The 14,256-nt window shown below is 69.7% G+C and carries 13 protein-coding genes; 9 read left to right on the top strand and 4 right to left on the bottom strand.

Annotated features, from left to right (window positions below; translation table 11 throughout):
- Nucleotides 1-129: 129 nt before the first annotated feature.
- Complete coding sequence (locus D4740_RS01750; protein WP_119835190.1) at nucleotides 130-1,524, top strand: glycine--tRNA ligase; 1,395 nt, start codon at nucleotides 130-132, stop codon at nucleotides 1,522-1,524.
- A 159-nt stretch (nucleotides 1,525-1,683) separates the two neighbouring features.
- The gene (locus tag D4740_RS01745) at nucleotides 1,684-3,036 is read left to right on the top strand and encodes a YibE/F family protein (RefSeq protein ID WP_396027212.1); all 1,353 of its coding nucleotides are present in this window, start codon (nucleotides 1,684-1,686) and stop codon (nucleotides 3,034-3,036) included.
- Nucleotides 3,037-3,091: 55 nt separating this feature from the next.
- Here the strand turns inward: D4740_RS01745 and dusB are convergent, their stop codons facing one another.
- Nucleotides 3,092-4,399, bottom strand: a complete 1,308-nt coding sequence (dusB, locus tag D4740_RS01740; protein WP_119835189.1) for a tRNA dihydrouridine synthase DusB — start codon at nucleotides 4,397-4,399, stop codon at nucleotides 3,092-3,094.
- A gap of 118 nt (nucleotides 4,400-4,517) precedes the next feature.
- Here dusB and D4740_RS01735 point away from each other — a divergent pair, with 118 nt between their 5' ends.
- Both D4740_RS01735 and sixA read left to right on the top strand, forming a co-directional pair.
- Complete coding sequence (locus D4740_RS01735) at nucleotides 4,518-5,492, top strand: SDR family oxidoreductase (RefSeq protein ID WP_259390585.1); 975 nt, start codon at nucleotides 4,518-4,520, stop codon at nucleotides 5,490-5,492.
- A gap of 108 nt (nucleotides 5,493-5,600) precedes the next feature.
- Nucleotides 5,601-6,113: a phosphohistidine phosphatase SixA gene (sixA, locus tag D4740_RS01730; RefSeq protein ID WP_119835188.1), complete on the top strand. Its 513-nt coding sequence runs from the start codon at nucleotides 5,601-5,603 to the stop codon at nucleotides 6,111-6,113.
- Nucleotides 6,114-6,148: 35 nt separating this feature from the next.
- Here sixA and serB read toward each other — a convergent pair whose 3' ends face one another.
- Both serB and D4740_RS01720 read right to left on the bottom strand, forming a co-directional pair.
- Nucleotides 6,149-6,850 carry a phosphoserine phosphatase SerB gene (gene serB / locus D4740_RS01725; RefSeq protein WP_119835187.1) on the bottom strand — a complete coding sequence of 234 codons (702 nt, stop codon included), beginning with the start codon at nucleotides 6,848-6,850 and terminating at the stop codon, nucleotides 6,149-6,151.
- A 98-nt stretch (nucleotides 6,851-6,948) separates the two neighbouring features.
- On the bottom strand, nucleotides 6,949-8,193 hold the full coding sequence (locus D4740_RS01720) for a glucose-1-phosphate adenylyltransferase (RefSeq protein ID WP_119835186.1): 1,245 nt from the start codon (nucleotides 8,191-8,193) through the stop codon (nucleotides 6,949-6,951).
- Between the two features lie 309 nt (nucleotides 8,194-8,502).
- Between D4740_RS01720 and glgA the strand changes: the two genes are divergently transcribed.
- A complete protein-coding gene (glgA, locus tag D4740_RS01715; protein ID WP_119835185.1) occupies nucleotides 8,503-9,732 on the top strand; it encodes a glycogen synthase in 1,230 nt (409 codons plus the stop codon).
- Here glgA and D4740_RS01710 read toward each other — a convergent pair.
- Nucleotides 9,720-10,484, bottom strand: coding sequence for a hypothetical protein (locus D4740_RS01710; RefSeq protein ID WP_119835184.1), 765 nt, complete (start codon nucleotides 10,482-10,484; stop codon nucleotides 9,720-9,722). The genes glgA and D4740_RS01710 overlap by 13 nt on opposite strands.
- A gap of 90 nt (nucleotides 10,485-10,574) precedes the next feature.
- Between D4740_RS01710 and D4740_RS01705 the strand changes: the two genes are divergently transcribed.
- The 4 genes from D4740_RS01705 (at nucleotide 10,575) to D4740_RS01690 (ending at nucleotide 14,183) form a co-directional block, all read left to right on the top strand.
- A complete protein-coding gene (locus D4740_RS01705) occupies nucleotides 10,575-11,393 on the top strand; it encodes an ABC transporter ATP-binding protein (RefSeq protein WP_119835183.1) in 819 nt (272 codons plus the stop codon).
- A gap of 256 nt (nucleotides 11,394-11,649) precedes the next feature.
- A complete protein-coding gene (locus tag D4740_RS01700) occupies nucleotides 11,650-12,132 on the top strand; it encodes an NfeD family protein (protein ID WP_119835182.1) in 483 nt (160 codons plus the stop codon).
- Nucleotides 12,133-12,189: 57 nt separating this feature from the next.
- Complete coding sequence (locus D4740_RS01695; protein ID WP_119835181.1) at nucleotides 12,190-13,329, top strand: SPFH domain-containing protein; 1,140 nt, start codon at nucleotides 12,190-12,192, stop codon at nucleotides 13,327-13,329.
- The gene (locus tag D4740_RS01690; RefSeq protein WP_119835180.1) at nucleotides 13,326-14,183 is read left to right on the top strand and encodes an RNA methyltransferase; all 858 of its coding nucleotides are present in this window, start codon (nucleotides 13,326-13,328) and stop codon (nucleotides 14,181-14,183) included. The genes D4740_RS01695 and D4740_RS01690 overlap by 4 nt, the downstream gene beginning before the upstream one ends.
- The last annotated feature ends 73 nt before the right edge of the window (nucleotides 14,184-14,256 follow it).

Below are 14,256 nucleotides of genomic sequence, written 5' to 3'. Positions count from 1 at the left end.
TGAACCAGGCAGTGAACCAGGCAGTGACCAGGTAGTCGGTCAGTGGGACCGGGACCTCTAGACTGTCCCCACTCGCCCCCGCCAACCAGGTGGGACCACGACAGATGACAACTCCCTAGGAGAGTACCGGTGGCACAGACCCCCTCACGGCTTGACGCCGTCATCAACCTCGCCAAGCGTCGCGGCTTCGTCTTCCCCTGCGGCGAGATCTACGGCGGTACCCGCTCTGCCTGGGACTATGGGCCGCTGGGCGTGGAGCTCAAGGAGAACATCAAGCGCCAGTGGTGGCAGTACATGGTCCGATCCCGCGACGACGTCGTGGGCCTGGACTCCTCTGTCATCCTGCCGCGTGAGGTGTGGGTCGCCTCCGGCCACGTCCAGGCCTTCACCGACCCGCTTATCGAGTGCACCAGCTGTCACAAGCGCCTGCGCCAGGACGAGCTCCAGGAGGCCTACGCCTCCAGGCACGGCGTAGAGGACGCCGCCGACGTCGCGCTGGACCAGCTGGTCTGCCCCAACTGCGGGACACGGGGCCGATTCACTGAGCCCAAGGCCTTCTCCGGCCTGCTTAAGACCTACCTGGGACCCGTGGACGACGAGTCAGGCCTGCACTACCTGCGCCCGGAGACGGCCCAGGGCATCTTTGTCAACTTCACCAACGTCATGGGGGCGGCGCGCAGGAAGCCTCCTTTCGGCATCGCCCAGGTCGGCAAGTCCTTCCGCAACGAGATCACCCCCGGCAACTTCATCTTCCGCACGCGTGAGTTCGAGCAGATGGAGATGGAGTTCTTCTGCGAGCCGGGAACCGACGAGGAGTGGCACCAGTACTGGATCGACCACCGCAAGGCCTGGTACGTGGACCTGGGGATCGACCCGGACAACATCCGCCTCTACGAGCACCCTCAGGAGAAGCTGTCCCACTACTCCAAGCGCACCGTGGACCTGGAGTACCGCTTCGGCTTCGCCGGGAGCGAGTGGGGTGAGCTGGAGGGCGTGGCCAACCGTACCGACTTCGACCTGTCCACCCACGCCGAGCACTCCGGTAAGGACCTGTCCTACTACGACCAGACCCGGGGGGAGCGCTGGACCCCCTACGTCATTGAGCCCGCCGCTGGGCTGACCCGCTCCCTCATGGCCTTCCTGGTCGAGGCCTACACCGAGGACGAGGCCCCCAACACCAAGGGAGGTGTGGACAGGCGGGTCGTGCTGCGGCTCGACCCCCGTATCGCACCGGTCAAGGCAGCTGTGCTGCCGCTGTCGCGCAAGGAGGAGCTGACCGGGCCCGCGCGCGAGCTGGCCGCGCGCCTGCGTCGCTCCTGGAACGTCGAGTACGACGAGGCCGGGGCGGTCGGCCGCCGCTACCGCCGCCAGGACGAGGTGGGCACGCCTTTCTGCCTCACCTATGATTTCGACTCTCCCCAGGACGGTGCTGTCACCGTGCGGCAGCGCGACACCATGGCCCAGGAGCGCGTTGCGGTGGAAGGTGTTGAGCGCTACCTCGCCGAGCGGCTCGTGGGCTGCTAGGCCGGCCGGGCCTGGCCAGCTGGCCGTGGCCCAGTGAGACCTGTCGATCCGTCCTCATCACCGCTGTGAGACTACGGGGTACGCCGTCAGAGTACGGGGCGGTCGTATGAGGCACCCCGCACTCGCACGGTGGATGGTGCCCGTGTGCATGATGGGCCAGTGAGTACCGAGACCCCCTCCCACGCCCCCGGCAGCCCGGACCCTGGCCACCACGTCGGCACGAGCCCGCTCCCAGACCGCCCGGGAGAGGAGGGACACGCCCACGCACACACGGCGGTCCCGGCCCTGAGCGGCTCTGAGGCCAGGACGGTGCGTGCCATCCTGAGCGCACTTGTGGTCCCGCTGGTCGTGGCGACCCTTGTCGGGCTGGTGGTGCTGTGGCCAGGTGACAGCTCCCTGGTCGGTTCCCAACCCTTTGCGGTGGAGGGGAGCTCGATGGAGACGGCCACCGTCACCTCCCTGGACGTCGAGGACTGCCAGGACGCCGCGGAGGCCCTGGAGGGGGTCAGCGACGGCTCCTTCCTGGACAACGCCGTCTGCGCGGAGATCACCTCCGGCGACGGTGAGGGGCTGACGATGCCGGTCCACATTCCTGCCGAGTCCCTCGGCGTGGCGGATGTCGGCGACGAGCTCCAGGTCATGTACGCACCTGAGGCGGTGTCCATGGGGACGCCCTACGTATTCGTGGACTACGGGCGCGGGGTCCCGGTGGCGGCCCTGGCCGTCGTCTACCTGGTGCTGGTGGTAGCGGTGGCGGGACGCAAGGGCGCGTTGAGCGTCCTGGGCCTGGTTGTCGCCACGGTGGTGCTCGTCTTCTTTATGATCCCCGCCCTCCTGGCGGGGTCCTCCCCCCTGGCCGTCACGCTGGTGGGTTCCATGGCGATGATGCTCGCCGCGGTGTACGTGGCCCACGGGGTGAGCGTGCGCACCACGACGGCTCTGCTAGGCACCGTGGCGGGAGTCCTCCTGACAGTGCTGCTGTCCCTGTGGGGGACCCGGGCGGCCAACCTCACCGGGAGCGTGGACGAGACGGCCGCCGTGCTGACCTCCCTGGTGGAGGGCGTCAACCTGCAGGCGCTGCTGACCTGCGGCATGGTCGTGGCGGCCCTGGGAGTCCTCAACGACGTCACCATCACCCAGGCCTCGGCAGTCTGGGAGCTTCACGCCGCCAACCCGTCCCTGTCCCGGACCCGCCTGTTCACGGGTGGGATGAGCATCGGTAGGGACCACATCGCCTCGACGGTCTATACCCTGGCCTTCGCCTACGCCGGCACCGCCCTGCCTCTCATCCTGACCGCCGCGCTCATCGACCGGTCCGTCGCGAGCACCGTCCTGTCCGGGGAGATCGCCGAGGAGGTGGTACGCACCCTGGTGTCCTCCATCGGTCTGGTCCTGGCCATCCCGGCGACCACGGCGATCGCCGCCTTCCTGTGCCGTACCACCCCGGTGCCTCAGTCTTCCTCAAGCTCTTCCTCAAGCTCTTCCTCAGGCTCTTCCCAGGGCTCGGTCTGAGGTTCTTCCTGACCTCCTGTCCGGTCCGCCAGGTCCTCGGGGAGCAGCTGCTGTCTCAGCCGCCGGAGGCGTCGGACTCGGCCTCGGCGAGCATGCGTTGCTGGGCCTTGTCCAGGGTGGGGGAGTCCAGCCACCCCTGGGGCAGGTGCGGGGTCCTGGGACTGCCTGCCCGGCCCCGGGGGCCTTCCGCAGCGGCACCGGGGTAGGGGACCGAGGCCGGAAGGCGGGAGCGCATGTCCTCCAGCGCCGAGTCGAGCCCTTCCAGGCTGCGCACCTGGGTGAGACTGGCGCGGGCTGCCCCGCCCACAGGGTAGCCCCGGAGGTACCAGCCCAGGTGCTTGCGCAGGTCGCGCACTCCGCGGTCCTCGCCCATCTCCTGGGCGAGCAGGCGGGCATGCTGGCGAATGACTGCCACGACCTCGTCCAGGTCGGGGCGGGCCCGTTCCTGGAGACCGTGCATAGCTGCCACGATATCGGCCAGGAGCCAGGGACGCCCCTGGCACCCTCGCCCCACGACGACGCCGTCGCATCCCGTCTGATCCATCATGCGCAGGGCGTCGTCCCCGCTCCAGACGTCACCGTTGCCCAGGACAGGCAGGGTGGTGCTGTCCTTGAGCCGGGCGACCTGCTCCCAGCGCGCCTGCCCGGAGTAGTGCTGGCGAGCGGTGCGGGCGTGCAGGGCGATTGCGGCTACGCCTGCCTTACGCGCCAAGCGGGCTGCGTCCAGGAACGTCTCGTGGGAGTCGTCGATCCCCAGGCGCATCTTGATCGTCACCGGCACCTCCTGCGGCCGCCGCGACGCCGCCACGGCTGTCTCGCAGGAGCGCACCGCCTCGGTGAGGATCGCTGCCAGGAGGTCGCGCTTCCACGGCAGGGCCGCCCCTCCGCCCTTGCGTGTCACCTTCGGCACCGGGCAGCCGAAGTTCAGGTCGATGTGGTCAGCCAGGTCCTCCTCGACCAGGATGCGCACCGCGGCTGCGACCGTCGTCGGGTCGACGCCGTAGAGCTGGACGGAACGGACCCGCTCGGCAGGGTCGGTGCGTACCATCGCCAGTGTCCGCTCACTGCGCTCCACCAGCGCCCGTGAGGTCACCATCTCGGTGACGTAGAGGCCTGCGGGTGCGCTCAGCCCGCTGCCGCCAGGGAGGGGTCCCGGGCTGAGCGGCCTCAGGCTGGCTGGCAGGGCGCTCTCCGCCCGCTGGCGGCACAGCCTGCGGAAGGAGGCGTTGGTAACTCCTGCCATCGGTGCCAGTTCCACCGGCGTAGTCACAGTCAACGGCCCGATGACCAGGGGAGCAACCCTACGGGGAGACCCCGGTGGCGCAGCGCAGCGTTCAGCCTCAGCATGCTCGACAACACTCATACCACCATGCTGGCACAAGGCTGGTGCACAGTTGGTGCACGGTCGAGGCACGGCTGGGGCGCGATCGGTACAAGGCAGATATGGCAGGTGCGGGTACCTGGTGCGCTAATATCACCGTGTGTCTGAGACTCCCGAGCCCCGGGGGGACATGTCCCAGGGGGATACGGACCCCGAGCGGCCCCGGCAGCGTGGCCCCGTCCCCCGGTCCCAGGAGACCGTAGGGCTGCTCAGGGACCGCACGGTCCTGGTCACCGGGGTCCTGCGTCCCTCCTCGATCGCGACGGCGGTCGCGGCGGTGGCGGCCGACCAGGGGGCACGGGTCCTTCTCACCGGGGTGCCGCGCACCATAGGGGCCACGCAGGCTCTCGCCCGGAGGCTGGGGCTGCACGACCCCGTGCTGCCTCTGGACGTGGCCACGGCAGGCTCTGTGACGCGGCTGGCCTCCCTGCTGGGGGAGCTGGGAGTGAGTCATCTGGACGGCCTGGTCCACTGCCTCGCCCATGCTGACGCCTCCCTGCTGGGCTCCCTCCTGGCGCGGGGAGCGGGAGACGACTCCGCCTCCGGGGCCGAGGGTCCGGGGCAGCCAGCCGGGGCGGAGGCACTGGGGCAGGCCTCGGCAGCGCCAGGCACCGGCCTGCCAGGACGGCGGGCGGCCGCGCTGGAGGCTGCGTTCACGGTCACCACTGCCTCTTTGCCCGCGCTGGTGGGGGCTCTCGGCCCGCTGCTGGGCACGGGCAGCGCCGTTGTCGCCCTGACCTTCGACTCGGGACGGGTCCATCCGGGCTACGGCTGGATGGGACCGCTCAAGGCGGCGCTGGAGGCCAGCGTGCGTACCCTGGCCGTCGAGCTCGGAGGCGCTGGTGTGCGTGTCAACGCCCTGAGCGCCGGCCCCCTGCGCACCCCGGCGGCCTCGGCCGTGCCCAGTTTTGAGGGGATCGCCTCCCGCTGGACGCAGAGGGCCCCGCTGGGCTGGGACCCTGACGACGCCGACCCGGTGGCTCGCACAGCCGTTGCTCTCCTGTCCGGGTGGCTGCCCGCCACCACCGGCCAGGTCGTCTACGCGGACGGGGGGGTGTGGCTCGCGGGAGCCTAGACCCTACGGACGGCGAGAGGTGGGCGAGGACGACGTGGTCAGGCGCGACCTGGCGTGATCAGGCCTGTACCTGCCCCGGTGGCAGGCAAGGTGTCCTAGGGTAGGTGTGTGACCACAGACCTTGTACGACGGCTCGTGCTTGTACGCCACTCTAAGGCGTCTCATGACGCCGACAGTGACCTGGAACGACCCCTGACGCCCAAGGGAGTAACCCTGGCGGAGCAGCTTGCCCGCCAGCTGCGGCAGCGCCTGGATCATACCGATCTGCTCCTGGTGTCCCCTGCGGCGCGTGCCCGACAGACGGCACAGCCGCTGCGCCAGCGTCTGGACCCCGCCGAGGTCCAGGTCCACGAGGAGATCTACAGCCACGGGGTCAGTGGCGTCCTCGACCTGGTTGCCGCTGGCGCCCGCAGCGCCCGTAGCGTGGTCGTTGTGGGGCACGAGCCCACCGTCTCCGCCTTGGCGCACACCCTTCACGACACTGACGACGACCTGGGCACCCAGGTGTCCTTCGGGGTTCCCACGGCGACGGCTGTCCTCATTGAGGTTGCCTCCCGGTGGGAGGACCTGGCTCCCGGCGGGGGACATATCAGCGAGATCCTCACCGCCCGCCGACACTGACCCGCCGATACCACCGATACCGGCAGGCCTGGCTGTCAGCGGCGGGCGCCTGCCCCGGGGAGAAGCTCCAGGACCGCGCGCAGGTCGCGGACGTGGACCGCGGCCTGGGCCTGCTGGGCCACGACAGGCTTGGCGCAGAAGGCCACGCCCAGCCCTGCCGCAGCAAGCATCTCCAGGTCGTTGGCTCCGTCGCCGACCGCGACCGTGCGCTCCATCGCCACGCCGTCAGCCTCGGCCCACGCGCGCAGGCAGCGTGCCTTCTCCTGCGGGTCGATGACGCGGCCGCGTAGGCGGCCCGTGAGCACCCCGCCGTTGGCCTCAAGGCCGTTTGCCGCCACGTGGTCGATCCTCAGGCGATCAGCCAGCGGTGCAGCCACCTCCGCGAAGCCTCCGGACACGACGCCCACCCGGCACCCCAGGGCGTGGAGCCGGGTGACGAGCTCCTCGGCGCCCGTGGTCAGGGTGACCTCCGCCAGCACCTTGTCAACTGTCCTCAGTGGTAGTCCAGCCAGGGTGGTGACGCGCTCCCGCAGCGACTCAGTGAAGTCGAGCTCGCCCCTCATCGCCCGGGCCGTGATCTCGGCGACGTGCTGCTGGGTGCCGGCGTGGGCGGCCAGCAGGTCGATGACCTCCTGCTCGATAAGCGTGGAGTCAACGTCCATGACCAGCAGGCCCGGGCCGTGGTCAGCAAGGGGTCCGTCGGCAGGGGAACCCGTCGTGCGTGGGGTGCTGCTCATGGGCACCCATGCTAGTGCCAGGGCGCCGGGCGGTACCGGACACTGCCAGCCAGTACCGCCCGCCGGGGCGGGCGGTACCTCCCGGTCAGCGTGTGGTGTCAGCGGCTGACGGTCTGCCCCTTGGCCACCACGGTGATCCCGGACTCGGTGACGGTGAAGCCGCGCTCGCGGTCGTGCTCGGGGTCGATGCCCACCATGGCTCCCTCCTCGACGTGGACGTGCTTGTCCAGGATGGCGCGGTTGACTACCGTGTTGCGTCCCACCTCAGCGCCGTCCATGAGGACCGACTCGCGTACCGAGGACCAGGAGTTGACCCGGACCCCGGGGGACAGGACTGAGGAGATGACCTCTCCACCGGAGACGATGACGCCGGGGGAGACGATGGAGTCCACGGCGTGGCCCAGGCGCTCATGGTGGCCGTAGACGAACTTGGCCGGGGGCATGGCGGCCTGGTAGCCGGCGAACAGGGGCCAGCGGTCGTTGTAGAGGTTGAACACCGGGGTCACGGAGATGAGGTCCTGGTGGGCGTCGTAGAAGGCGTCGACGGTGCCTACGTCGCGCCAGTAGTCACGGTCCCGCTCCGAGGACCCCGGGACGTCGTTGTCCTTGAAGTCGTAGACGCCCGCGGCACCCTGGTTCACGAACCAGGGGACGATGTTGCCGCCCATGTCGTGCTTGGAGTCCTCGTTATCGGCGTCGACCGTGACGGCCTCCGACAGGGCGTCGGCAGTCATGATGTAGTTGCCCATCGAGGCCAGGACCTCGTCGGGGGAATCGGGCAGGCCCGGGGTCTGCGACGGCTTCTCCACAAAGGCCTGGATCTTGTGGCGGTCACCCGGGTCGGTCTCGATGACGCCGAACTGGTCAGCCAGGGAGCGAGGCTGGCGGATGCCCGCCACCGTGCAGGGAAGCCCGGAGGCGATGTGGTGGTCCAGCATCTGGGAGAAGTCCATGCGGTAGATGTTGTCCGCGCCGGTGATGACCACGTAGTCCGGGCGCTCGTCGTCCAGCAGGTTGAGGGACTGGAAGATCGCGTCCGCCGAGCCCAGGAACCAGTGCTTGCCCATGCGCTGCTGGGCGGGGACGGGGGCGATGTAGTTGCCCAGCATGTCCGAGATGCGCCAGGTCATCGAGATGTGGCGGTCCAGGGAGTGGGACTTGTACTGGGTGAGCACCACGACCTTGAGAAAGCCGGAGTTGATCATGTTGGACAAAGAGAAGTCAATGAGCCGGTAGATCCCGCCGAAGGGCACGGCGGGCTTGGCACGGTCGACGGTCAGGGGCATGAGGCGCTTGCCCTCACCACCAGCAAGGACGATTGCGAGAACACGGGGTTGAGCCATGTGGCCTACCTTACTGCCCCGAGCCCGTTGTGGGGAGCGAACGGGCCGGTGTCCCACGCAGTGGTCCCGGCGGGTTCCCGCACCCGTGCCGAGCCGCTCCTCGCCTGGTCCCGACATGGTCCCGCGCGACTGCGCACGTGCTCTGGGGACGAGCCCCAAAACGGCCCGCGGGAAGCCGGGACCGACTACCGTCGTCCCCGTGGGCCGGAGCCGTCCCGGGCGCCTCCGTGCCCGCGTGAGCACGTCTGACACGTCCGGGTGGTCTGCTCAGGCAGCCCACCGAGGGAACACACACGAGGAGAGGCACCTATGAGGGTCGACCTGCTGACCAAGGAGTACCCACCCTTTATCTACGGCGGCGCCGGCGTCCACGTTGACGAGCTGGCCAAGGTGCTGCGGCCGCTGGCTGACGTGAGGGTCCACGCCTTCGGAGGACCGCGCCAGCCGGGGACCCCGGGAGCCGATCCGGGGGTCACCGGCTACCCTGAGGTCGCCGAGCTGGAGGAGGCCAACGCCGCGCTGCGTACCTTCGGGGTGGACCTGGAGATCGCCCAGGGGACCGAGGGCACCGACCTGGTGCACTCCCACACCTGGTACGCCAACCTTGCGGGCCACTTGGCCTCCCTCCTGCACAGCGTGCCCCACGTGATCTCCGCGCACTCCCTGGAACCGCTGCGCCCGTGGAAGGCTGAGCAGCTCGGCGGCGGCTACGCCCTGTCCTCCTGGGCGGAGAGGACCGCCTACGAGGCGGCCGCAGGCATTATCGCGGTGTCCAACGGCATGAGGGACGATATCCTGCGTGCCTACCCTGCGGTGGACCCCGACCGGGTCAAGGTGGTCCACAACGGGATCGACCTGCAGGCCTGGCAGCGGCCCGAGGGCGAGGAGGCCGACGCCGCGGCCTCGGTGACCCTGAAGCGCCTGGGCATCGACCCGGACCGTCCCACCGTGGTGTTCGTCGGCCGCATCACCCGCCAGAAGGGCCTGCCGCACCTGCTGAGGGCCTGCGAGCAGCTGCCTGGTGACGTCCAGGTCGTCCTGTGTGCCGGGGCTCCTGACACTCCTGAGATCAAGGCGGAGGTCGACACCTTGGTGGACCGGCTGCGCCAGACCCGTACCGGTGTGGTGTGGGTCGAGGAGATGCTGCCGCGCCCCGAGCTGATCGCGGTCCTGTCCGCCTCGGACGTGTTCGTGTGCCCCTCCGTCTACGAGCCGCTGGGCATCGTCAACCTCGAGGCCATGGCCGTGGGGCTTCCTGTCGTTGGCTCCGCCACCGGTGGCATCCCCGACGTCATCGTCGACGGCGAGACAGGGCTCCTGGTGCCGATTGACCAGGTCCAGGACGGCACCGGCACCCCCACCGACCCCGCCCGCTTCGAGGCGGACCTGGCGGAGCGCCTGACAGAGGTAGTTACCGACACCGAGCGGGCCGCCCAGATGGGGGCGGCCTCGCGCAGGCGGGTGGAGGAGCACTTCTCCTGGGAGGCTGTCGCCCAGCGCACCATGGAGGTCTACCGCTGGGTGCTTCAGCAGGGCTGACGGCTGTGGCAGGCCCACCAGTCGGTGGCTGCGGCCGTCCCCCGGCGGGCTACCGCCAGCAGCGGCCGCAGGACCTCTGAGCGCTGCCGGGCCTGACGTGCCGTCGCCGAGCCGCCGTCGTCCTCCAGGGCTAGCTCGCAGATAGCGGCCAGGCGCAGGGAGCGCTCCAGGAGCTGGACCCTGCGGGAGTCCAGGGACGGCGGAAGAAGGCGGGGGTCCAGTCCGGCGAGGACAAGGTCGTTGAGGGTGTCAGCCAGGTCGGGGCGCCCTCGGGCCAGGTCCAGGTCCGTCAGGGCGTCGATGGCTGCCTCCGTGGCGGTGTGCACGTCGCGTCGTGCCTGCCCCGGGTCCAGCGCGGGCACGGGCGCCTCTACCGGCAGGCGGTGCCACACCACGCTCGTGCCTGAGTCCTGTGGGACCAGCAGGCTGGCGCCGGTGTGGCGCTGCTCGGTCCCGCCGGTCTCCACGATGACGGCCTGGCCTGCCTCCAGGGCCTCGGGGCGCGCCGACAGGCCGTCGGCCGGGGAGGGGAGCAGGGCGGCGACCCGGCTCAAGGGGCGGGCGGCCGCCAACCACTCCTCCAGGCCTAGGCCGTGCCCCGCATTCTGCGGTGCGTCCTCGGCGTCCTCCTTGACGCCTTCCTCAATGACGCTGTGCACGCCGTCGGGTCCCTGGACCAGGGCCAGGCCGTGGGAGGAGGGCACCGGGGCCCACAGGGCGAGGAGGACGCTGAGCGGTGGCGCAAGAGGCATGTCCCCACCGTACCGCCGCTCCTCGGAGCCGAGTCCCCCGGGCCGAGGTGGGTCCTGGGCCGCTCAGGGAAGGGACGGTAAGGTTGGGGGATGACCTGCGTCCTCCACCTTGACGACGTCACGCTCACCCGTGGGACCACCGTGGTTCTTGACCATGTCAGCCTGGCTGTGGAGGAGTCGGAGCACTGGGTGGTCCTGGGGCCCAACGGCGCGGGCAAGACCACGCTCGCCCGTCTGGCTGCGGCCCGCCTCTTCCCCTCCTCCGGCACGGTGGACATCTTGTCCGAGCGCCTGGGGCGTGTTGACGTCTCCGAGCTGCGCCCCAGGATCGGCCTGTGCTCCTCGGCCCTGTCCTCCAGCGTGCTGGGAAGTGAGAGAGTCGTTGACGTGGTGCTGTCGGCCGCCTACGGCTACACCGGCCGCTGGCGGGAGAGGTATGACGACCTGGACACCGAGCGGGCCGAGGCGCTGCTGCAGGCGCTGGGGGCGGGATACCTGAGCGACCGGAGGTGGGCCACCCTGTCCTCGGGGGAGCGCAAGCGTGTCGAGATCGCTCGTGCCCTCATGCCCGACCCCGAGCTGCTCGTCCTTGACGAGCCGGCCTGCGGGCTGGACGTGGCCGGCCGCGAGCAGCTTCTCGCGGCCCTGGCCGACATCGTCCAGGATCCCGGATCGCCCTCGCTCCTCATGGTGACCCACCACTTGGAGGAGATTCCTCCCGGTATCACTCACGCGATGGCCCTGCGGCAGGGACGTGTCCAGCAGGTGGGCCCTGTGGAGGAGGTCCTCACCGACGCGGTCATGACCGCTACCTTCGGCCTTCCCCTGGAGGTGGTCCAGGACCGGGGTCGCTATTGGGCACGGGGGGCGGCCGAGCGCGGGACCGTGCCAGCCGTCGGCAGCGCCTGAGGGGCTGGCAGCGTCTGACCCTGCCGGGACTGGGCCTGAGCCGTGTCTGGGCTGGGCTGTCGCAGGCGGGGTGTCGGTGGCAGCGGGGTCGGTCCGCTCCGCCGCCCCGGTACCTCTGAATCGGGCACGTGACCACGCCCTCGAGCCGGAAGTCTGGAATACTAGCCCTGCGCTAGCTGCCCACACGGCTGACGTCGCCGAGGTATCTGGGGTACCTGGGGTATCTACTGAGACATCACTGAGGAGGTTCCTACTTATGGTCTGGCTGTTCTGGATCGGCGGGTCCCTGGTCCTCGCCGTCATCGAGATCCTGACGGCCGACCTCACCTTCCTCATGATCGCCGGAGGAGCCCTGGGAGGGGGCGTCGCGGCGGCGCTGGGGGCCTCTCTACCGGTCCAGTTCATCGTCTTCGCGGTCTTCTCCACACTGCTTCTGCTGGCGGTGCGTCCCTGGGCCAGAAGGCGTATGGCCTCCACGGCCCCGCAGATGAGGACCAATGCTGAGGCTCTGGTGGGACGTTCGGCCACGGCGATCACCGTGGTGGACGACCAGGGAGGCCGGGTGCGGCTCAGCGGTGGCGAGTGGAGCGCCCGGCTGGCACCGGCTGCTGCGGGGCAGGGCGGTCCTGTCGAGCCCGGTGCCGCAGTGACGGTGACCCAGATCGACGGGGCTGTCGCCGTCGTCGTCCCGGCCGCCTTGGAGCAGGCCTCCCAGGAGCCGGTACCCCACGGGCGGTGACCGCTGGGTACCCGTTACCCGGAACAAGCACGACACGTACAACAGGAGTCCCCTGACATGAACGAACTGGCCGTTGTCCCTCTTATCGTCCTGCTGCTCCTGGCGCTGCTGGTCGTTGTCGCGATCTTCCGCGCGGTGCGCAGAGTGCCGCAGAGCTACGCGATCATCGTGGAGCGGCTGGGGAAGTTCCAGGCGGAGTACGGGGCGGGCCTCCATTTTCTGATCCCTTTTGTCGACAGCGTGCGCAACACGGTGGACCTGCGTGAACAGGTAGTCTCCTTCCCGCCGCAGCCGGTCATCACTTCGGATAACCTAGTGGTGAGTATCGACTCGGTGATCTACTACCAGGTGACGGACCCCAAGCGCGCCACCTATGAGATCGCCAGTTTTCTCCAGGCAATCGAGCAGCTGACGATCACCACGCTGCGTAATGTCATCGGTGCCATGGACCTGGAGCAGACCCTGACCAGCCGTGACCAGATCAACGGCCAGCTGCGCGGCGTGCTCGACCAGGCGACGGGGCGCTGGGGCATCCGGGTCAGCAACGTCGAGCTGAAGTCCATCGACCCGCCCGCCTCCATCCAGGGCGCGATGGAGCAGCAGATGCGTGCTGAGCGTGATCGGCGTGCTGCGATCCTCACGGCCGAGGGCGTCAAGCAGTCCCAGATCCTTACCGCGGAGGGTGACAAGCAGTCGGCGATCCTGCGCGCTGAGGGGCAGGCACAGTCGGCGATCCTCAGGGCGCAGGGTGAGTCGCGCGCCATCCTGCAGGTCTTTGATGCCATCCACCGCGGCAACGCCGATCCCAAGCTGCTCGCCTACCAGTACCTGCAGACCCTGCCGAAGATCGCCAACGGCTCCTCCTCCAAGATGTGGATCGTTCCCACCGAGTTCACCGCGGCCCTGGACGGAATCGCCGGGGCGCTGGGTGGGGACAGGCCCTCCGGGCCGTCCCCGGACCAGCCTGGTGGGCAGGACGGTGACCAGGGAGCCGGGGTCGACCTGTCCGACACGGAGGTGGACCTGGGGATCGCCTCGGATCTGGCGGCGACGAGCCTGCCTACCCCGGAGGAGGCCCTGGCTCAGGCCCGGGGTGAGGCGCAGACGGCTCTCCAGGAGGCCTCAGAGGACCGGGTGCCTGGAGCAGGGGCGCCGGGGTCCTCGGCGTCCCGGGCGCCTGGCGCTGGCGAGGGATGATTGTCCGGCTGACCTGCCGTGACGATGACCGCCTGGCCGACTACACGCGCCTGACTGACAGCGCACTGCGACGTCGGCTGGAGACTGAGCGCGGCCTGTACATGGCCGAGTCCACCAAGGTGATCAGGCGGGCCGTGGCGGCAGGCCACCGGCCGCGCTCCTTTCTCATGGCTGAGCACCACTATGACCAGCTGCGCCCGACGATCGCGGCGGCGGTCGGTTGCCAGGGCCGTGATGACGGCGGCCCGGTGCCGGTGTTCCTGGCCGACGAGGAGCTGCTGGAGTCGGTCACCGGCTTCCACCTGCACCGGGGAGCGCTGGCTGCCATGAACCGCCCGGTGCTGCGTGGCGTTGGGGAGCTCCTGGCCGCGGCTCGTGCAGGCAGCGGCGCGCGGCGGGTGGCCGTCCTGGAGGACCTGGTGGACCATACCAACGTGGGTGCCGCCTTTCGCTCGGCAGCCGCCCTGGGGGTGGACGCAGTCCTGGTGACGCCACGCTGCGCAGACCCTCTCTACCGGCGCAGTGTCCGTGTCTCGATGGGGACGGTTTTCCAGGTGCCGTGGACCCGGGTGCAGCGCTGGCCCGTCGTGGACGAGCTGCACGAAGCGGGCTTCACCGTGGCCGCTCTGGCCCTGTCCGAGGAATCGGTGCCCCTGGAGGAGTTTGCCGCCTCGTCAGTGTGCACCAGTGCGGAGGGGAAGGTGGCCCTGGTCCTGGGGACGGAGGGGGACGGGCTACCACGGCGTACCACCGAGGCTGCTGACGTGGTGGTGCGGATCCCTATGTCTGGGGGAGTGGACTCCCTCAACGTTGCTGCTGCGGCTGCCGTGGCCTTCTGGGCGCTGCGGGTGTAAAGCGCGTTTGCTCGATCGAGGCCCTGGGAGGATCGGAGCCTGCAGGAGGTGCCTTCTGGAGACGTCAACGCGC

Source organism: Actinomyces sp. 2119 (genome assembly GCF_003591215.1).
Lineage (GTDB): Bacteria > Actinomycetota > Actinomycetes > Actinomycetales > Actinomycetaceae > Actinomyces > Actinomyces lilanjuaniae.
This window is presented reverse-complemented; position numbering and strand designations above follow the sequence as displayed.